The organism is Kitasatospora sp. NPDC004723 (genome assembly GCF_040609255.1).
Lineage (GTDB): Bacteria > Actinomycetota > Actinomycetes > Streptomycetales > Streptomycetaceae > Kitasatospora.
The window spans coordinates 111,716-130,815 of the sequence record NZ_JBEXJT010000005.1 but is presented as its reverse complement, the minus strand read 5'-3'; the positions used below and the strand labels follow the sequence as shown (position 1 = coordinate 130,815).

General features: G+C 74.3%; 18 protein-coding genes and 1 riboswitch. Of the genes, 10 read left to right on the top strand and 8 right to left on the bottom strand.

All coding sequences use genetic code 11. The features are described from left to right. Nucleotides 1-31: 31 nt before the first annotated feature. Nucleotides 32-1,204 (top strand): DUF5931 domain-containing protein, encoded by a 1,173-nt coding sequence (locus ABZW10_RS08570; RefSeq protein ID WP_355362107.1) that lies wholly within the window; start codon nt 32-34, stop codon nt 1,202-1,204. A gap of 68 nt (nt 1,205-1,272) precedes the next feature. Beyond that, nucleotides 1,273-1,971, top strand: a complete 699-nt coding sequence (locus ABZW10_RS08565) for a response regulator transcription factor (RefSeq protein WP_355361753.1) — start codon at nt 1,273-1,275, stop codon at nt 1,969-1,971. A gap of 52 nt (nt 1,972-2,023) precedes the next feature. Here ABZW10_RS08565 and ABZW10_RS08560 read toward each other — a convergent pair whose 3' ends face one another. Then, nucleotides 2,024-3,982, bottom strand: coding sequence for an anthranilate synthase family protein (locus ABZW10_RS08560; RefSeq protein WP_355361751.1), 1,959 nt, complete (start codon nt 3,980-3,982; stop codon nt 2,024-2,026). A 309-nt stretch (nt 3,983-4,291) separates the two neighbouring features. On the opposite strand from ABZW10_RS08560, the gene ABZW10_RS08555 reads away from it, so the two are divergent. Together ABZW10_RS08555 and ABZW10_RS08550 are read left to right on the top strand one after the other, a co-directional pair. Continuing rightward, nucleotides 4,292-5,629 (top strand): class II 3-deoxy-7-phosphoheptulonate synthase, encoded by a 1,338-nt coding sequence (locus ABZW10_RS08555; RefSeq protein ID WP_355361749.1) that lies wholly within the window; start codon nt 4,292-4,294, stop codon nt 5,627-5,629. 189 nt (nt 5,630-5,818) lie between these two features. Then, complete coding sequence (locus ABZW10_RS08550) at nt 5,819-6,097, top strand: (2Fe-2S)-binding protein (protein WP_355361747.1); 279 nt, start codon at nt 5,819-5,821, stop codon at nt 6,095-6,097. Between the two features lie 10 nt (nt 6,098-6,107). On the opposite strand, the gene bfr is transcribed toward ABZW10_RS08550, so the two are convergent. Continuing rightward, nucleotides 6,108-6,587 (bottom strand): bacterioferritin, encoded by a 480-nt coding sequence (bfr, locus tag ABZW10_RS08545; RefSeq protein WP_355361745.1) that lies wholly within the window; start codon nt 6,585-6,587, stop codon nt 6,108-6,110. A 249-nt stretch (nt 6,588-6,836) separates the two neighbouring features. On the opposite strand from bfr, the gene ABZW10_RS08540 reads away from it, so the two are divergent. After that, entirely contained in the window at nt 6,837-7,466 is a 630-nt protein-coding gene (locus ABZW10_RS08540; protein WP_355361743.1) for a molybdopterin-dependent oxidoreductase, read from the top strand. 46 nt (nt 7,467-7,512) lie between these two features. Here the strand turns inward: ABZW10_RS08540 and pknB are convergent, their stop codons facing one another. The 4 genes from pknB to thiO all read right to left on the bottom strand — a co-directional run bounded on the left by pknB (nt 7,513) and on the right by thiO (nt 11,619). Then, nucleotides 7,513-9,297 carry a Stk1 family PASTA domain-containing Ser/Thr kinase gene (pknB, locus tag ABZW10_RS08535; protein ID WP_355362105.1) on the bottom strand — a complete coding sequence of 595 codons (1,785 nt, stop codon included), beginning with the start codon at nt 9,295-9,297 and terminating at the stop codon, nt 7,513-7,515. A 139-nt stretch (nt 9,298-9,436) separates the two neighbouring features. Beyond that, complete coding sequence (locus tag ABZW10_RS08530; protein WP_355361741.1) at nt 9,437-10,234, bottom strand: thiazole synthase; 798 nt, start codon at nt 10,232-10,234, stop codon at nt 9,437-9,439. A gap of 3 nt (nt 10,235-10,237) precedes the next feature. After that, nucleotides 10,238-10,459: a sulfur carrier protein ThiS gene (gene thiS, locus ABZW10_RS08525; RefSeq protein WP_350549453.1), complete on the bottom strand. Its 222-nt coding sequence runs from the start codon at nt 10,457-10,459 to the stop codon at nt 10,238-10,240. Then, on the bottom strand, nt 10,456-11,619 hold the full coding sequence (thiO, locus tag ABZW10_RS08520) for a glycine oxidase ThiO (protein ID WP_355361739.1): 1,164 nt from the start codon (nt 11,617-11,619) through the stop codon (nt 10,456-10,458). Before thiO ends, thiS begins: the two co-directional genes overlap by 4 nt. Continuing rightward, nucleotides 11,614-11,720, bottom strand: a riboswitch (TPP riboswitch). Its footprint overlaps the gene before it by 6 nt. Nucleotides 11,721-11,818: 98 nt before the next feature. Here thiO and ABZW10_RS08515 point away from each other — a divergent pair. The 3 genes from ABZW10_RS08515 to thiE are packed head-to-tail and all read left to right on the top strand — an operon-like array spanning nt 11,819 to nt 14,123. Continuing rightward, nucleotides 11,819-13,057: an FAD-dependent oxidoreductase gene (locus ABZW10_RS08515; RefSeq protein ID WP_355361737.1), complete on the top strand. Its 1,239-nt coding sequence runs from the start codon at nt 11,819-11,821 to the stop codon at nt 13,055-13,057. Between the two features lie 59 nt (nt 13,058-13,116). Continuing rightward, nucleotides 13,117-13,482, top strand: coding sequence for an Rv2175c family DNA-binding protein (locus ABZW10_RS08510; RefSeq protein ID WP_355361735.1), 366 nt, complete (start codon nt 13,117-13,119; stop codon nt 13,480-13,482). Beyond that, nucleotides 13,479-14,123 carry a thiamine phosphate synthase gene (thiE, locus tag ABZW10_RS08505; RefSeq protein ID WP_355361733.1) on the top strand — a complete coding sequence of 215 codons (645 nt, stop codon included), beginning with the start codon at nt 13,479-13,481 and terminating at the stop codon, nt 14,121-14,123. The genes ABZW10_RS08510 and thiE overlap by 4 nt, the downstream gene beginning before the upstream one ends. A gap of 50 nt (nt 14,124-14,173) precedes the next feature. Here the strand turns inward: thiE and ABZW10_RS08500 are convergent, their stop codons facing one another. Further along, nucleotides 14,174-15,280, bottom strand: a complete 1,107-nt coding sequence (locus ABZW10_RS08500) for a polyprenyl synthetase family protein (protein WP_355361732.1) — start codon at nt 15,278-15,280, stop codon at nt 14,174-14,176. A 221-nt stretch (nt 15,281-15,501) separates the two neighbouring features. Between ABZW10_RS08500 and metF the strand changes: the two genes are divergently transcribed. Beyond that, nucleotides 15,502-16,416, top strand: coding sequence for a methylenetetrahydrofolate reductase [NAD(P)H] (gene metF, locus ABZW10_RS08495; RefSeq protein WP_355361730.1), 915 nt, complete (start codon nt 15,502-15,504; stop codon nt 16,414-16,416). A gap of 123 nt (nt 16,417-16,539) precedes the next feature. Then, complete coding sequence (locus tag ABZW10_RS08490; RefSeq protein WP_355361728.1) at nt 16,540-17,442, top strand: hypothetical protein; 903 nt, start codon at nt 16,540-16,542, stop codon at nt 17,440-17,442. Between the two features lie 151 nt (nt 17,443-17,593). Here the strand turns inward: ABZW10_RS08490 and ABZW10_RS08485 are convergent, their stop codons facing one another. After that, the gene (locus tag ABZW10_RS08485) at nt 17,594-19,099 is read right to left on the bottom strand and encodes an NAD(P)/FAD-dependent oxidoreductase (RefSeq protein WP_355361726.1); all 1,506 of its coding nucleotides are present in this window, start codon (nt 19,097-19,099) and stop codon (nt 17,594-17,596) included. Between the last annotated feature and the right edge of the window lies 1 nt (nt 19,100).

Here is a 19,100-nt window from a genome sequence, read left to right as displayed (position 1 = left end):
CACGGTCGGCGCGGCGGTGGCGGCGGGCGGCATGTCCGTCGAACTGCCGCTCTGGCGGGCCATCTCCTTCTTCCGGGTGCTGGCGCTCTGCTACGCGCTGCTCCGGTACTTCGACTCCTACCTGCAGTTCCTGCACCCGGTCGCCGGCTGGATCTACCTCGGCGCGCTGACCCTGTGGACGCTCGCCTCCACCCGGGCCTTCTCCGGCCCGCACCGCTGCACCTGGTACGTGCTCGCCACCGATCTGGTCCTCGTCGTCACCGGCATCGTGATGAGCGGGGTGATCGACGAGCCGTCCCGGATCAGCCACGGCGCGCCGACCCTGCCCACCATCTGGGCGGCCGGCACCGTGCTCGGCTTCGCCGGACGGGGCGGCTGGCGCTGGGCGGCGGCGGCCGGCTCGGTGATCGGGGTGGCCAACATCCTCGGCCACGGCGGCCCGACCGGCGACAACATCCACAACATCGTGCTGCTGATGCTGTCCGGCTGCGCGATCGGCTACGTCATGGAGCTCGCCCGGGCCAGCGAGGCCACGCTCACCCGGGCACTCCAGGTCGAGGCGGCGACCCGGGAGCGCGAGCGGCTCTCCCGGGACATCCACGACGGCGTGCTCCAGGTGCTCGCCCTGGTCCAGCGCCGGGGCTCCGAGGCCCCGTCCGGCGCCGGGTCCGCGGACGGCGCGGACCTCGCCGAGCTGGGCCGGCTGGCCGGCGAGCAGGAGCGCGCCCTGCGCGCGCTGATGAGCGGCGGCCCGCTGCCCGCCCCGCGCGGCGCGCAGGAGCCGGAGCGGCCGCAGGACCTGCGCGCCCTGCTCGCCCCGTACACGGACGAGCGGGTCACGCTCTCCGCCCCCGGCACCCCGGTGCTGCTCGCGGCCCCGGCGGCCGGCGAGCTGGCCGCCGCGGTCGGCGCCGCGGTGGACAACGTCCGCCGGCACGCCGGGCCCGCCGCGCGCGCCTGGATCCTGCTGGAGGACGAGCCGCAGGCCGTCACCGTCTCGATCCGCGACGACGGCCCGGGCTTCGCCCCCGGGCGGCTCGGCGAGGCGGAGCGGGCCGGCCGGCTCGGCGTCTCCCAGTCGATCCGCGGCCGGCTGCGCGACCTCGGCGGCTCGGCCGAGCTGTACTCGGCGCCCGGCGAGGGCGTCGAGGTGGAGCTGCGGGTGCCGCGCGCCGGCTCCGGCGCCCCGGCCGCTGCGCTGTGAGAACGCCCGTGCGAGAACCCCCGTGCGAGAACCCCCGTGCCGACACCTCCCGCGAAAGGGCCCCGAGCATGACGACCCAGCAGCCGATCGACCAGCAGGCGCCCGCGGGGCGACCGGTGCGGGTCATGGTGGTGGACGACCACCCGATGTGGCGCGACGCCGTCTCCCGCGACCTCGCCGAGGCCGGACTGGACGTGGTGGCCACCGCCGGCGACGGCGAGGAGGCCGTGCGCCGGGCCCGCGCCTGCGCCCCGCAGGTGGTGGTGCTCGACCTCAACCTGCCCGGTCTGCCCGGCGCCGAGGTCTGCCGCCAGGTGGTCGCGCACGACCCGACGGTGCGCGTCCTGGTGCTCTCCGCGAGCGGCGAGCACGCGGACGTGCTGGAGGCGGTGAAGTCCGGTGCGACCGGCTACCTGGTCAAGTCGGCCGGGCGGGAGGAGCTGCTGGACGCGGTGCGCCGTACGGCCGTCGGCGACGCGGTGTTCACCCCGGGCCTGGCCGGCCTGGTGCTCGGCGAGTTCCGCCGGCTGGCGGCCGAACCGCCCGCCGCCGCCGCGCCGGTCGTCCCGCAGCTGACCGCCCGGGAGACCGAGGTGCTGCGGATGGTCGCCAAGGGCCTGTCGTACAAGCAGATCGCCGATCGGCTGGTGCTCTCGCACCGCACGGTGCAGAACCACGTCCAGAACACCCTCGGCAAGCTCCAGCTGCACAACCGGGTCGAGCTGGTCCGGTACGCGATCGAGCAGGGGCTGGACGACGAGATCTGACGCCCCACCGGGCGGGGTGCGGTCCGGCACCCCGCCCGGTGCGTGCCCCGGCTCAGCCGGCGGCGGGCACCGCGCCGCGCAGCAGCCCGGCGACGATCTCCACGCCCTCCCGGGTGAGCACCGACTCCGGGTGGAACTGCAGCCCGGCGAAGCCCGGCCCGCGCAGCGCGTGCACGTCCCCGGTCAGCGGGTCGCGGGCCACCTCGACGTCCTCGGCGGCCAGCCGGGCGGCGTCGTCGTCCGTGCAGCGGGCGGTGAAGGCGTTGTAGAAGCCGACCGTGCGCCGCGTCCCGAACAGCTCGATGTCCTCCTGCGCGCCCTGGTACGGCACCGCCTTGCGGACCAGCGGCAGACCGAGCGCGGCGGACAGCAGCTGGTGGCTGAGGCAGACGGCGAGCACCGGGGCGGTGCGCCGGCCGTCGCGGACGGCGGCCAGCGCGTCGGCGACGACCGGGCGCAGCACGGCCATCTTGGGGTCGTCCGCGGCGGCCGGGTCGCCCGGGCCGGGGCCGAGCACCAGCGGGCCGGGGTGGGCGGCGACCCGCTCGCGCAGGCCCGGCTCGTCGTAGCGGACCACGGTGACCCGGTGGCCGAGCGAGGTCAGCAGGTGGGCGAGCATCGCGGTGAAGGTGTCCTCGCCGTCGACGACCAGGGTCTCCAGCGCCTCGGTGGCCCGGGCCGGCTGCTGCATCCGCAGCCAGAACGGGGCGAGGCCGGCCCGCCGGGCGTCCAGCGCGGCCTGGACGCGGTGGTCGTCGGCCAGCCGCGGGCCGCTCGGGCCGGCCGGCCGGGCGGGGGCCGGGCGGGCGCCGATCGCGGTGAGCACCCCGGCGGCCTTGGCGTGCGTCTCGGCGACCTCGGAGAGCGGGTCGGAGTGGCGCACCAGGGTGGCGCCGACCCGGACGGCGAGGCGGCCGGTGGCCGGGTCGATGTCGGCGGTGCGGATGCAGATCGGCGAGTCGAGCAGCTGGCCGCCGCTGGCCGAGCGGCCGATCAGCGCGAGGGCGCCGGAGTAGTAGCCGCGTCCGCCGCGCTCGTAGCGCTTGATCACCCGGGTGGCGTTCTGCACGGGGCTGCCGGTGACGGTGGCGGCGAACATCGTCTCCCTGAGCACCTCGCGGACGTCCAGCGAGGTGCGGCCGCGCAGCTCGTACTCGGTGTGCGCGAGGTGGGACATCTCCTTGAGCCGAGGGCCGAGCACCTGGCCGCCGAGGTCGCCGACGGTGCACATCATCTTGAGCTCCTCGTCGACCACCATGGTCAGCTCCTCCAGCTCCTTGGGGTCGTGGAGGAAGTCGAGCAGCGAGTCCAGTCCGGCGCCGGCGGCCGGATAGCGGTAGGTGCCGGAGATCGGGTTCATCACGACCGTCCCGCCGCTCTGCCGGACGTGCACCTCGGGGGAGGCGCCGACCAGGACGCGGTCCCCGGTGTGCACCAGGAAGGTCCAGTAGGCGCCGCGCTCCTGCTCCAGCAGCCGGCCGAACAGGGTGAGGGCGAGGGCGGGGGAGCAGCTTCCACCACCGGCTCCGCCGGGGGCTTCCAGCGTCGCGGTGAAGTCGCGGCGGATGACGAAGTTGGCGCCCTCGCCGCGGCCGATCTCCTCGTCGATCACCCGGCGCACGATCGCCGCGTACTCGGCGTCGTCGATGTCGAAGCCGCCGTTGCTGAGCGTGACCGGCAGCCGGGGGAGTGCGGCGGCGACCTCGGCGAGCGGCAGGGCGTACTGCTCGGTGACGGCCAGGGCCTGGAGCGGGGTGGCGTCGTCGTGCGCCTCGAAGCCGCGCTCGCGGATCTGCCGGTAGGGGACGAGCGCGAGCAGGTCGTGCACGGGGCCGTCGGCGGGGGCGCCGTGCCGGACCGGGAGGTCGGCCAGCCGGTCGTGGACGCCGACGGTGCCGAGCAGCACCTCGACGGTGTCCGGGGCGGTGCGCGGGGTGCGGCGGTGCAGCAGGGCGAAGGCCGGTGCGTCGGCGGCGGTGAGTCGGGCGAGCAGGTCGGCGGCACTGGTCACGGTAACGGCGTTCCTTCCGGGGTGGCTTCTGCGGCGGTGGGGATTCCGCTCCCGGGAGGGCCGTCGACCGGCTGAGAACGCCGACGGCCGCCCCGAGGGGCGGCCGGTCGTCTGCGTCTAGGAACGCGCGGGCTGTGGGCCACCCAGGGGGTCGGCCCACCACCAGGAGAAGGTGTGCGGCGTGTTCACGGGCCCGAGCCTAGCGGATGCCCGGCCGGGAGTGAGGCCCGTCACCCGATTGTCCGCACGGTGTCTCACCCCTCGGGCGGTGGTCACAAATCGGTTGTCGCACCCCGTAGCCTTGGTCGCGTGACCGTGACGAATCTCCACACCTGGCAGACCCTGCCCGCGGCGCAGCAGCCTGAATGGCCGGACCAAGAGGCTCTGCGCAAGACCCTTGCCGAGCTCGCCTCGTATCCGCCGCTCGTCTTCGCAGGCGAGTGCGACCAGCTGCGCGCCCGGCTCGGTGCCGTGGCCCGTGGTGAGGCGTTCCTGCTGCAGGGCGGTGACTGCGCCGAGGCCTTCGACGGTGTCTCGGCGGAGCACATCCGCAACAAGCTCAAGACCCTGCTGCAGATGGCGGCCGTGCTGACGTACGCGGCCTCGGTGCCGGTCGTCAAGGTCGGCCGCATCGCCGGCCAGTACTCCAAGCCGCGCTCCAAGTCGACCGAGACCCGCGACGGCGTGACCCTGCCGGTCTACCGCGGCGACTCGGTGAACGGCTTCGAGTTCACCCCCGAGTCCCGGATCCCGGACCCGGAGCGGCTGAAGCGGATGTACAACGCGTCCGCCGCGACGCTCAACCTGGTGCGCGCCTTCACCACCGGTGGTTACGCCGACCTGCGCCAGGTGCACGCCTGGAACCAGGACTTCGTGCGCAACTCGCCGGCCGGCCAGCGCTACGAGCAGCTCGCCCGCGAGATCGACAACGCGCTGGCGTTCATGAACGCCTGTGGCGTGGCGCCGGAGGAGTTCAGGACGGTCGAGTTCTTCTCGTCCCACGAGGCGCTGATCCTGGACTACGAGACCGCGCTGACCCGCGTGGACTCGCGCACCGGCGAGCTGTACGACGTCTCCGGCCACATGGTGTGGATCGGCGAGCGCACCCGCCAGCTGGACCACGCGCACATCGAGTTCGCCTCGAAGATCCGCAACCCGATCGGCGTGAAGCTCGGCCCGACCACCTCGGTCGACGAGGCGCTGACCCTGATCGAGAAGCTGGACCCGGAGCGCGAGCCCGGCCGGCTCACCTTCATCACCCGGATGGGCGCGGGCAAGGTCCGCGAGCACCTGCCCACCCTGGTGGAGAAGGTCACCGCCTCGGGCGCGCAGCCGGTCTGGATCTGCGACCCGATGCACGGCAACACCTTCGAGGCGTCCAGCGGTCACAAGACCCGCCGCTTCGACGACGTGCTCGACGAGGTCAAGGGCTTCTTCGAGGTGCACCGCGCGCTCGGCACCCACCCGGGCGGCATCCACGTCGAGCTGACCGGTGACGACGTCACCGAGTGCGTCGGCGGCGGCGACGAGGTGCTGGTCGACGACCTGCACCAGCGCTACGAGACGGCCTGCGACCCGCGGCTCAACCGCAGCCAGTCGCTGGACCTGGCGTTCCTGGTCGCCGAGATGTACCGCGGCGGCAACTGAACAGCGCCTCACGGGCGGCGCCCGAGGGTGCCGCGCATGTGACAAAAGCCTCTCCGGCCTGGGGGTTTCCCGGGCCGGAGAGGCTTTTGCGTACTCGCTCCACCGGGGTAAGGTGAGGCTCAGTGAACTAAGGCTTGCCTTAGTCAAGATCCAGTCCGCTTCACCGCTTCACCCCCGGGAGAGACCGCGATGTACGTGTGCATGTGCCATGCGGTCACCGAGGACCAGGTGAAGCGGGCGATCGACGGCGGTGCCAACACCCCGCGCCAGATCGCCAAGGGCTGCAAGGCCGGGACGGACTGCGGGTCCTGCGTGCGGCGGATCCAGGCCCTGCTTGGCGAGCACGGCGCCCGGCCCTGCCCGACCGCCCGGCTGGCCGCCAGGCTGGGCCTGGCCGACCCGACGGCCGAGCCCGCCGTACCCGCCGTCGCGCCCGCCGTCGTGCCGGCGCCGCTGCGCGCCGCCTGACCGGGGGCGCTCAGGACTCCGGCTGCTCGATCAGCTGGGCGATGTAGAGCGCCTCCCCGAGCTTCTCCACCAGGGCGAGCTGGGTGTCGAGGTAGTCGATGTGCTCCTCCTCGTCCGCCAGGATCGACTCGAAGATGTTGGCCGAGGTGACGTCGTTCTTGGCCCGCATCACCACGATCCCGCGCTTGAGCCGGTCGATCGCCTCGACCTCGACCTGCCGGTCCGCCTCGAACATCTCCTTGACCGTCTGGCCGATCCGGACGTGGAAGAGCCGCTGGTAGTTGGGCAGCCCGTCGAGGAAGAGGATCCGGTCGGTGAGCACCTCGGCGTGCTTCATCTCGTCGAAGGACTCGTGCCGGGTGTACTTGGCGAGCTTCGTCCAGCCGAAGTTCTCCTGCATCTTGGCGTGCAGGAAGTACTGGTTGATGGCGGTCAGTTCGGCGGTGAGCTGCTCGTTGAGGAACTCGATGACCTCTGCGTCGCCCTTCATGGTGTTGCCTTCCTGCTCGGCGTGCGGGATCGGGGCCGTGTGCCCGTCGGCTCCGGCTGGAGGCATCCTGGCACCGCTTTGGGGGGAAATTCCAGTAAGTTCACACTCACTAGGACATGTGTCGGAATATCCGATTTGCCCAGCGCACGGGAAAGCCCTCGCCCCCGTCGTTGGCCCGTACGAGCGGGGCGCGTGGAGTACGGAAGGGGCGCACTTCGGGTGCCGCCCGCCGTCTGTCACCATGGATCCATGGGTCAGTCCGAACAAGAACCGTCGTCGCCGTCTGACCCCAGGCTCCCGCCCGGCCAGCGCGTCCAGCGCGGCTGGCCCGCCCTGCACTACGGCCCGGTGCCCCGCTTCAAGCCGCTGACCTGGGATCTCCAGGTGTTCGGCGCGACCGCCTCGGCCGAGAAGCACAGCTGGGACTTCGAGGGCTTCAACGCCCTGCCGCGCACCACCGTCCGGGCCGACCTGCACTGCGTCACCCGCTTCTCGGTGCTCGACGGCGAGTGGACCGGGGTGGCCGCCGCGGCCCTGCTCGACCTCGCGCCGCCGGACACCGGCGTCACCCATGTCATGGTCTGGGCCGAGTACGGCTACAGCGCCAACCTGCGGCTGGAGGACTTCGCGGCCTCCGACACGCTGCTCGCCACCCACCGCGACGGCGAGGTGCTCACCGCCGAGCACGGTTTCCCGGTCCGGCTGGTCGTCCCGCGGCTGTACGCCTGGAAGGGCCCCAAGTGGGTCCGGGCGGTCGAGTACATGCGGGCCGACCGGCGCGGCTTCTGGGAGGAGCGCGGCTACCACAACCGGGCCGACCCGTGGCGGGAGCAGCGCTACTCCCACCAGGAGGAGCCGGGCGACGGCCCGCTGCGCTGAGCCGGCGGGCGGCGGGTCCCGCAGGCGGCGGATCCCGCGGGAAGGCCTACAGGAACGGGAAGTTGACCGTGACCACGGTGCGCTGCGGGCGGCGCTCGCCGGCTGCCGGGGACTGGCCGGTCACCTTGCCGGTGCCGAACAGGTTGACCCCACTGCTCTGCATCGTGAACCCGGCCGCCTGGAGCGCCTTCTCGGCGGCCTCCTTGGACATCCCGGTGACGTCCGGGACCGGCACCATGCCCTTGCTGACCACCAGCGCGACCACCGTGTTCTCCGGCACCTGCTGGCCGGCCGCCGGCGAGCTGCTGATCACCGAGCCCTCCGGGACGGTGTCGTTGTACGTCTCGGTCACCGTGCCGGCGGTCAGCTGCGCCCCGGTCAGCGTCGAGGAGGCCTGCGCGGCCGGGCGGCCGACCACGTCCGGGACGGCGATCCGCTTGGGCCCGCGCGAGACGGTGAGGGTGATCGCGTCGCTCTTCCTGGTCCGGGTGCCCACCCCGGGGGCGGCAGCCATCACCTGGCCGACCGGGACGGACTCGCTGTACACCTCGGAGACCCGCCCGTGCATGCCCGCGGCGTCCAGGATCCGCTCCGCCTCGGTCCGGTCCTTGCCGAGCACGCCCGGCACCGTGCCGTACACCGCGCCGGAGATCGTGTAGGTGGCGCCGCCGACCAGCAGGACCAGGGCGGCGACCACGGCCGTCCAGATCAGCGGCCCGCGCGGCAGCCGGCGGGCGGCGGACCGGGGGCGCCGGGCGCGGCGCGGGGCGCGGGGCGGCGGCGGCTCGTCGTACGGGCGGGGCTCGGTGAGCAGCTGGTCCATGAGGTCCGGCGGCACGTCCAGCACGCTGGTGCGCTCGACCGGGGGCGACGGCAGCAGCACCGGGGTGAGCACCGAGGTCGCCTCGCCGGTCGGGTAGCGCGGGCTGGGCCGGGTGGAGGCCGGCGGTTCGGCGTCCAGCTGGTCCGGGGTGAGCCCGCGGCGCACCCGCTGGAGCGCGGCGAGCAGCTCGACCGCGTCGTGCGGGCGGTTCGCGCGGTCCCGGGCGCAGGCGCCGGCCACTATGGCGTCCAGCCCGGGCGTCACGCCGGGGACGGCGGCGGACGGCGGCGGGACGTCCTCGTGCAGGTGGCGGTACATCACCTGGACGGGGTTCTCGCCGGTGTGCGGGCGGGCGCCGGTGAGCATCTCGTACAGCAGGATGCCGGCCGCGTAGACGTCCACCCGCTGGTCGGTCTCGGCGCCCAGGCGGATCTGCTCGGGCGCGAGGTAGGAGACGGTGCCGAGCACGGTGCCGGCCGTCGCGGCGGTGGAGGTGGTGGCGCCGTCGGCGGCGTTGAGCACCCGGACCAGGCCGAAGTCGGCGACCTTGACCAGGCCGTCCTCGGTGATCAGCACGTTCTCGGGCTTGACGTCGCGGTGCACCAGTCCGGCCCGGTGGGCGGCGCCGAGGGCGGCGAGCACCGGCTCCAGGATGTCCAGGGCGGCCCGCACGGAGAGCGCGCCGCGGTCGCGCAGCAGGTCGCGCAGGGTGCCGCCGGGCACGTACTCCATGGCGAGGAAGACGTGCGCGCCGTCGGCGCCCTGGTCGAAGACGTTGACCACGTTGGGGTGGGCGAGCCGGGCGACGGCCTTGGCCTCGCGGATGAAGCGGGTGGTGAACGCGGTGTCGCCGGCCAGCGAGGGGTGCATCACCTTGAGCGCCACGACCCGGTCGAGCCGGGTGTCGGTGCCCTGGTAGACGGTGGACATGCCGCCGGTGGCGATCCGCCGCTCGACCCGGTACCGGCCGTCGAGCAGGGTACCGATCAGGGGGTCGCGCAATGCCATGTCCACCCGGCGAGTCTAGGACGTGGGGGTCCGCCGGCCCCGGGAGACACCGCTCCCGGGGCCGCTCTGTGCCCGGTTTGTGACACCGGGATGATGATCGTATTGGTTATCCGGAATGTCGGGTGCCCGGAACGGACCGTCAGAACGCCGGGTGCTCGCGGGTGTCCAGGTCGGCACGGCCGGCCATCGCGGACGAGGCCTCGGCGTGGAACCGGCGCGGGATCCGGCCCGCCCGGTGGGCCAGCCGGCCCGCCTCGGCGGCGTGCCGCATCGCGTCGGCCATCAGCACCGGGTCCTGGGCGCGGGTGACGGCCGAGGCCAGCATCACCGCGGCGCAGCCCAGCTCCATCGCCAGCGCGACGTCCGAGGCGGTGCCGGCACCGGCGTCCAGGATCACCGGGACGCCCGCGCCCTCCACGATCAGCTGGAAGTTGTGCGGGTTGCGGATGCCCAGACCGGAGCCGATCGGCGAGCCCAGCGGCATGATCGCCGCGCAGCCGACGTCCTCCAGCTTGCGGGCCAGCACCGGGTCGTCGTTGGTGTACGGCAGCACCGTGAAGCCGTCGTCGACCAGGGTCTCGGCGGCGTCCAGCAGCTCGATCGGGTCCGGCAGCAGGGTCCGCTCGTCGGCGATCACCTCCAGCTTCACCCAGTCGGTGCCGAGTGCCTCGCGGGCCAGCCGGGCGGTCAGCACGGCCTCGCCGGCGGTGAAGCAGCCGGCCGTGTTGGGCAGCACCCGGATGCCGTTGCGGCTCAGCACGTCCAGCACCGAACCCTGGGTGCCGGCGTTCACCCGGCGCATCGCCACGGTGGTCAGCTCGGTGCCGGAGACCCGCAGCGCCTGCTCCAGGACCTCCAGGCTGGGGGCGCCGCCGGTGCCCATGATCAGCCGGGAGGAGAAGGACGTCCCGGCGATGGTGAGAAGGTCGTCGGCCATCGGTCAGCCTCCCTGGACGGCGGTGAGGATCTCGATCCGGTCGCCCGCCGACAGTGGCGTGCGCGGCCACTCGGCGCGCGGCACCACGGCCTCGTTCAGGGCGGCGGCGACGCCGGAGTGCGCCTGGCTGAGGGTGGCGACCACCTCGGCGAGGGTGGTCGCGGCGGGCACCTCGCGGGGCTCGCCGTTGACGCTCAGGGGGATGTCGCTGGTGCGGGGGCTCATGCCGGGACCTTCGTGAATCGGGTGGGGGAGAACGGGTGGGCGAGCTCCGGCAGGGTGCCGGTGGCCAGGTAGTCGGCCAGCAGGTCGCCGGTGACGGGCGTCAGCAGGACGCCGTTGCGGTAGTGGCCGGTGGCGGCGACCAGGCCGGGCAGCGCGGTCGGGCCGAGCAGCGGCGCGTTGTCCGGCGAGCCGGGGCGAAGCCCTGCGCCGGTCTCCACCAGTGGCAGTTCGGTGATGCCGGGGACCAGCTCGTGCGCGTCGCGCAGCAGCTCGTACACCCCGCCGGCGGTGACCGTGGTGTCGTGGCCCTGCTCCTCGGTGGTCGCGCCGACCACCAGCTCGCCGTTCTCGCGCGGCACCAGGTAGAGGTGGCCGCCGCGGACCACGGCGCGCACGTTGCGGGAGAGGAAGGGCCGGTACGCCTCGGGCACCCGCAGCCGCAGCACCTGCCCCTTGACCGGGCGGATCGCCGGCAGCACGCCCGGGGGCAGGCCGGGCAGCAGGTGGCTGCGCGAGCCGGCCGCGAGCACGATCCGGTCGGCGGTGACGCTCTCGCCGGTGGCCAGCCGGGCGCCGGTCGCGCGGTCGTGCTCGACCAGCAGCTCGGTGGCCTCGGTGCGGTGCACCACCGCGCCGGCCCGCTCGCACGCGTGCAGCAGGGCCTCCGCCAGCCGGCGGCCGTCCACCTGGTGGTCGTCGGTGACGTGCAGGCCGCCGCGCACGCCCGGGGCGAGCATCGGCTCCAGCCGGCGGGCCTCGCGGCCGGTGAGCCACTGCGAGTCCAGGCCGAGCCGCTGGTGGAAGGCGTGCAGCTCGCGCAGTTCCGCGCGGTCGTCGGCGTCGAGGGCGACGGCGAGGGTGCCGCACTGCCGGTAGCCGATGTCCCGGCCGCCGCTCGCCTCGGTGAGTTCGGCGGCGAAGGACGCGTACCGCTCGTTGGAGGCCATCCCGAGGCGCAGCAGCGGCTCCTCGCCGTACTGGAGTTCGGTGACCGGGGCGAGCATGCCCGCCGCGACCTGGGCGGCACCGTGGCCGGGCCAGGGGTCGATCAGCAGGACGCGCAGCCCGCGCTGGGCCGCCCGCCAGGCGACGACGAGGCCGATGATCCCACCGCCGATGACCAGCACCTCGGCATGGGCGCCCCGTACCAGGCGTGTCAAAGCTGCTCTCCCTTCGCCGGTATGACCCGGATCAGGTTCGGACGGTCGCGGGCCGTGCCAGCCCGCCTCTCAGCCCGGTGCGCCGGGCTCCCGTGATGGTGCCCCCACCTTAACTCCGGGGGGTGCGCCCCCTGAAGGTGCCCGCGAGAGGGGGCGGGGAAGGGCCTAGGACCTCGGACCCGGAACCGGGCTCAGTACAGTGACGGGCGTGGCTGAGCTGAACGGAACGGGACAGACGGATCGGGTGGTCGTCGTGGGCGCCGGGCTGGCCGGGGCGCAGTGCGCCGCGGTGCTGCGGCGCGACGGCTGGCAGGGGCGGATCACGCTGGTCGGCGAGGAGCCGCACGCGCCGTACGACCGGCCGCCGCTCTCCAAGGACGTCCTGCTCGGCAAGGCCGACAGCACCGCCCTCGACCTCGACTTCGCCGAGCTCGGCGTCGAGCTGCTCACCGGCCGCCGCGCCACCGGACTCACCGCCGGCGGCCCCGGCGGCGCGGGCCTGCTGCACACCGACGCCGGGGACGAACCGTACGACGCGCTGGTGATCGCCACCGGCGCCGAGCCGCGCGCCCTGCCCGGCGCCGAGCGCGCCCACCTGCTGCACACCCTGGACGACGCGCTGGCGCTGCGCGCCCTGCTCCGCCCCGGCCTGCGCCTGGTGCTGGTCGGCGCGGGCTGGATCGGCGCCGAGGTGGCCACCGCCGCCCGGGCGGCCGGCTGCGAGGTGACCGTCGTCGAAGCAGGCCCGGCGCCCGTCCCCGGCGCGCTGCCCGCCGAGGTCGGCCGGGCGATGGCCGCCTGGTACGCCGAGGCCGGGGTGGACCTGCGCTGCGGCACCGGCGTCGCCGCCGTCGAACCGGGCGCGGTGCTGCTCGCCGACGGCTCGCACCTGCCCGCCGACGAGGTCGTGGTCGGCATCGGCGCCCGCCCGGCCACCGGCTGGCTGGCCGGCACCGGGGTCGCCCTGGACGCGGCCGGCGCCGTGCTGGTGGACGAGCGGCTGCGCACCACCGTGCCGGGCGTCCTCGCGGCCGGCGACTGCGTCAGCTACCCCTCGGCACGCTCCGGCGCCCGGCTCACCGTCCAGCACTGGGACCACGCACTGCAGTCCGGCGAGGCCGTCGCCGCCACCCTGCTCGGAACGGACGCGCCGCCGTACGACCCGGTGCAGTACTTCTGGTCCGAGCAGTTCGGCCGGATGGCGCAGTACGCCGGACGGCACGGCGCGGGCGACGAGCTGCTGTGGCGCGGCTCGCCGTCGGACGCCGGCTGGTCGGTGCTCTGGCTGCGCGACGGCGCCCTGCGGGCGCTGCTCGCGGTCGACCGGCCGCGCGACCTGACCCAGGGACGGCGGCTGATCGAGCGCGGCGCCGTGCTCGACCCGGCCCGCGCGGCCGACCCGGCGGTCCCGCTGAAGTCGGCCCTGGCCGCCGGGTAGCGCCGGGCGGCGGACCCGGTTGGTGCGCGGCGGGCCGCCGAGGTGGCAGTCTGGTGCTTGTGAGTGAGATCGAAGCCAAGATTGAAGCCCTGGTCCCCGCGTGGCTGTACCTCCCCGACATCTCCGAGAAGTGGGGTCTGGTGGTCACCGAGGTCCGCAACATGGTCAAGAAGGGTGACCTGATCGCCGTCCGCCGCGGCCCCAACAAGTCGCTGCAGGTCCCGGCGGCGTTCATCGACGAGACCGGCCCGGTGAAGCACCTGGTCGGCACGGTGACGGTGCTGCGCGACAGCGGGTTCAGCGACGAGGAGATCCTCGAGTGGATGTTCAGCGAGGACCCGTCGCTGCCCGGCACCCCCGTCCAGGCGCTCTGGGAGAACCGGGCCACCGAGGTCAAGCGCCGCGCCCAGGCGATGGCGCTGTGACGGACCGACGGGAGCGGCTCGCCGACGCCCGGCTGTACCTGTGCACCGACGCCCGGCGCGAGCGCGGCGACCTCGCCGAGTTCCTGGACGCGGCGCTGGCCGGCGGCGTCGACATCGTCCAGCTCCGGGACAAGGGCCTGGAGGCCCGGCAGGAACTGGCGGCGCTGGAGGTCTTCGCCGACGCCTGCCGCCGGCACGGCAAGCTGCTCGCCGTCAACGACCGCGCCGACGTCGCCCACGCGGCAGGCCCCGACGTGCTGCACCTCGGGCAGGACGACCTGCCGGTGCCCGCCGCCCGGGCGATCATCGGCGAGGACGTGCTGATCGGGCGGTCCTGCCACGCCGAGTCCGAGGTGGACGCGGCCGCCGCCGAGCCCGGCGTCGACTACTTCTGCACCGGTCCGGTCTGGCCGACCCCGACCAAGCCCGGACGCCCCGCGCCGGGCCTGGGCCTGGTCGAGTACGCGGCGAAGCTGGGGAGCGACCGCCCGTGGTTCGCCATCGGCGGCATCGACCTCGGCAACCTGGACGAGGTGCTGGCCGCCGGCGCCCGCCGGGTGGTCGTCGTCCGGGCCGTCACCGCCGCGGACGACCCGGGGGCCGCGGCCGCCGAGTTCGCCCGCCGGCTGCGCGCCCACTGACCGACCGGGGCCGCCGCCGTCCGCTCCGCCCCCGCGCCTGTGCGGAGGGGTCAGTACTTGCGGACGGTGGCGGCCTCGGCCAGCGCCAGCAGCGTCTCCCGGGCCCGCGGGTCCGCCAGCGGCGCCTCGTCCAGCGCGGCCAGCGCCTGGCGCAGCAGTTCCTCGATCCGCTGCTCCACCCGCTCCGGCGCGCCGCTGCGGGCCACCAGCTCGCGCAGCCCGGCGACCTCCCCGGCGGTCAGGTCCGGCGCGCCCAGCCGCTCGTCCAGGTGCCGTGCCTCGGCGGCCGGCAGGCCCCGCATCGCGTGCGCGACCAGCAGCGTCCGCTTGCCCTCGCGCAGGTCGTCGCCGGCCGGCTTGCCGGTGACCGCCGGGTCGCCGAACACGCCGAGCAGGTCGTCCCGCAGCTGGAACGCCTCGCCCAGCGGCAGGCCGAACGCCCCGTACGCCTCCACCAGCCGGGGCGGGGCCCCCGCGAGCAGGGCGCCGACCTGGAGCGGCCGTTCGATCGTGTACTTGGCCGACTTGTAGTGCAGGACGGTCTGCGCGCGGTCCAGTGCGCCCTGGTCGGTGGAGTCCCCGGCGACCGGCTCCAGCACGTCCAGGTACTGGCCGACCATCACCTCGGTGCGCATCAGGTCGAACATCGGCTTGGCGGCCAGCACCGCCGCCGGGTCCAGGCCGGAGTTCAGGAACAGCTCGTCGCACCAGATCAGCAGCAGGTCGCCGAGCAGCACCGCCGCCGAGGCGCCGTACTGCTCGCGGTCGCCGCGCCAGCCGCGCTCGCGGTGCATCGCCTCGAAGCGGCGGTGCACGGAGGGCAGGCCGCGGCGGGTGTCGCTGCGGTCCATGAGGTCGTCGTGGACGAGCGCGCTGGCCTGGAGCAGTTCCAGGGCCGCCGCCGCCCGGGTGATCCCCTCGCCCGCCGCCGGGCCGCCGGCGCCGCGCCAGCCCCAGTAGCAGAACGCCGGGCGCAGCCGCTTGCCGCCGTCCAGCAGGAAGTCGCGCAGCGCCTCGGTGACCGGCTCCAGCTGTGGGGAGACCTTGCCGAGCAGGGCCGACTGGCCGTCCATGAAGCCGACGAGGGCCGCGTTGACGCGCTCGCGCACGTCCTCCACGTCAATCGGGTTGGCCGGCCGGTGGCTGGAGGAGGTCACGATGGGGCTCCGGAGGTAGCTGGGGTGCGCAGCAAGCGTATCCGGGGTGGAGGGGAACAGCCGTACGCGCGAGCTCCGGCCGGGCGTGCGACCCGTCGTCCGCGCGGATCCCGTGCCGGGCCCCGGCGTCGTCCATCCGGCGTCCACCTGTCGTCCATCCGGCGTCTCAAGGGCTGGGACCGAGTTGTCCGCGCCCTTCCACCGGCGGCTAATCTGCCAGCATGGCACTCGGTATCGCTTCGACCAGACCGGACCGCGCGCAGACGGTCCGCGAACTCCTGGCGGCCGGAAAGCGGTCCTTCTCCTTCGAGTTCATGCCGCCGCGCACCGAGGCCGGTGAACAGAAGCTCTGGGACGCCATCCGGCGGCTCGAACCGCTCGACCCCAACTTCGTCTGCATGACGTACGGCGCCGGCGGCTCCTCGCGCGAACGCACGGTGAACATGGTCGGGCGGATCGCCACCGAGACCACGCTCACCCCGGTCGCCCACCTGACCGCCGTCGACCACTCCGTGGCCGAGCTGCGCAACATCATCGGCCAGTACGCCGACCAGGGCGTGCGCAACGTCCTCGCGGTGCGCGGCGACCCGCTCGGCGACCCGCTGGGCGAGTGGGTCAGCCACCCGGAGGGCGTCACCTACGCGTACGAGCTGGTCGAGCTGATCAAGGGCATCGGCGACTTCTGCGTCGGCGTGGCGGCCTCGCCGAACATGCACCCGCGCTCGACCAACTGGGACGACGACATCCGGCACTTCGTGGCGAAGGTCCGCTCCGGGGCCGACTACGCGATCACCCAGATGTTCTTCGAGGTGGACGACTACCTGCGGCTGCGCGACCGGGTGACGGCCGCCGGGTGCGAGACGCCGATCATCCCGGAGATCATGCCGGTCACCAACGCCAAGCAGCTGGAGCGCTTCCCGCAGCTGAGCGGCTCGGCCTTCCCGCCAGACCTGGAGGCCAGGCTGCGCGCGGCGATCGACGACCCGGCGGCGCTGCGCGCGATCGGCATGGAGCACGCCACCGCGATGTCCGAGCGGCTGCTGGCGGAGGGCGTCCCCGGGCTGCACTTCATCACGCTGAACCACTCGACGGCGACGCTGGAGATCTACCAGAACCTGGGTCTGCACCGGCGCTGAGCTGCGGCGCGTCGCGTTCCCGCGGGGGACGGGAACGCGATGCGGTACCCGGGCCGTTGAACCGGTACAGTCGCCGCACACGCGCGGCGGGCGCGGGCACGCGACTGGGAGGTAGCGGGCGGGATGGGCATCGGATACCTGCTGCTGTACGTCGCGTTGGCGGTGGTGGCGCTCTGGCTGGTCGCCGAGCTGCTGTTCCAGAACCGGGCCCCGCTGCACTGGCGCGGCCTCGCCCTGGCGGGCTTCCTCGCGGTGGCCGCCGGGATGGCGGCCGGGTCCGTGCCGGTGATCGGCGCGGGCGCCGCGATGTTCGCGGTCGGTCAGACCTTCGTGACGCTCTCGGTGAAGCGCGGGTACGCCTCCGGGTGGTCGCTGCGGGCGGCGGACGGCAGGCTGCCCGGGCCGCTCGCCAAGGTGCCGCTGCTCGGTGCGCTCACCGGCGGGGGCGCGGCGGCCGCCGCCGCGGCGGTCGCGGTGGAGCAGGTCGGCGAGGTGGGCGCGGTCGAGGAGGCCCCGGCCGTGGCGCCGGTGGTGGCGGAGGAGGCGGCCGTCGAGCAGACCGCCGCGTTCGAGATGCAGGAGCTCGCCGCCGACGGCGTGTACGCGCCGGCCTACTACGAGCAGCAGCAGGACGCCGCCGCCTACACCGAGGCCTACCAGGCCGGCTACGACCCGGCGCAGCAGCAGCAGCAGCAGCAACAACAACAGCAGCAGTACGGCTACGACCAGCAGCAGTGGCAGCAGCAGTACGGCTACGACCAGGGCTACGGCACCTACCAGCAGCAGCCCGACGCGTACGGCAACTACCAGCAGCAGCAGGCCGACCCGTACGCCGGCTACCAACAGCCCCAGCAGCAACAACAGCAGCAGCAGTACGGCTACGACCAGCAGCAGCCGTGGCAGCCCGCCGAACCCCAGCCGCAGCCCGACCAGCCCATCACCGGCATCCCCCACCAGCCGCAGCAGCCCCACTACGACCAGTACGGCTACCAGCAGCAGCACCCCACCTGGCAGCAGCAGCCCTGACCCGAGCGCGCCCGGGAAGTCGGCCCCGCCGACTTCCCACTCCACCCCCCTCGATCTCCGGTCGCCAGACCGCCTCGCAGCGTGCTCTATGCGCGTAGAAGCGTGGCGGTGCGCACAGGAAGTCGGCGGATCCGACTTTCTGCGGCGGGGGTCAGGCGGGGCCGATGAGGTTGGCGACGATGCAGGCGGACATGCCGACGCGGGCGAGGCCGCCGCCGGGGTGGGCGGCGCCGCCGGTGAGGTAGAGGCCGGGGTGGTCCTCGTTCGGGGCCTGGAGGAGGTCGCCGTCGAGGCCGGCGAGGGCGGGGGGCGGGACGGAACCGAAGAAGGAGCCGGTCTCGCGCTCGGTGTGCTCGGGGGTGCGGACCACGCGCCAGAGCAGCCGCTCGCGCAGGTTCAGGCCGGCCGCGTCGACGTGGTCGAGCATCCGGTCGGCGAAGGCGTCCGCGACCCCGGGCGTGCCCCAGTCGAGGTCCAGTGACGGGGTGGTCGCCGTCAGCACCACGGCCTCGTGCCCGGCCGGGTGCAGCGAGGGGTCGTCCGGCCGCAGCACCTGCACGGTCGGCCGGTCGGTCGGCAGGGCTCCCGGGGTGAAGACGCCGGCCAGTTCGGCGGCCGGGTCGCCGGCGTGCACCACCGTGCGGTGCGCCGTGCCCTCCGGGCGGGCGCCGCGCAGCGCGAGCAGTACGCTCACCCGCCCCGGCACGCCGTGCAGCCGGCCGGCGGCGGCGGGCCACTCGTCCGAGCTCTCGGCCGGTCCCATCCACTGGGTGTACAGCACCCGGGCGTCGATCGAGGAGACCACCAGATCGGCGTCGATCCGGTCGCCCTTGGTCTGCACGCCGCAGATCCGGCCGTCGCGGACGACCACCTTGGCGACCGGCGTCTCGAAGCGGAACTCCACCTTGCGCTGCTCGCAGCGCCGGTACACCGTGTCGGCCAGCGCGCGCAGACCGCCCTTGACGTACCAGACGCCGAAGGACTGCTCCATGTACGGCAGCACCGTGGCCCCGGCGGGGGCGGTGCGCGGGTCGAGGCCGAACCGCAGCGCGTGCTCGTGCAGCAGGGCGGTCAGTCCCGGGTGCCCGCCGAGCTGCTCGGCGGCGACGTCGGCGAGCGTCCACTGGCGCGGTGGGCGACGCCGGCCGAACAGGCCGCGCCGGGCCGGGCCGGGCACGGGGTACGGGTCGGTGTGCAGCGGCGCCGGGTCGGCCGGCAGCGGCTCCTCCAGCAGCGGGCGGCGGGTGGCCTCCCAGACCGTGCGGCCGTGGTTCAGCACCTCGGCCCACCGCTCGCCCGCGCCCGGGCCGAAGGCCTCGTCGAGGGCCTGGACCACGCCGCCCCGGGAGGCGTTGGGCAGGGACACGGCCGTCCCGTCGGGGAACAGGTGCCGGCTCTCCGGGTCGACCGGGCCGAGCTCGACCAGCTGTTCCAGCGGCTCGCGTCCGGTCTTCAGGGCGAGGTCGCGGTAGACGGCGGGCAGGGTGAGCAGTCCGGGGCCGGTGTCGAACGCGAAGCCGTCGCGCTCGTAGCGGCCGACCATGCCGCCGTAGGTGCCGCGTGCCTCGCAGACCGTCACCTTGTGCCCGAGGGTCGCCAGCCGGGAAGCCGCCGCGAGCCCGCTCATACCTGCGCCGATGATGACGATCCGTGCCATG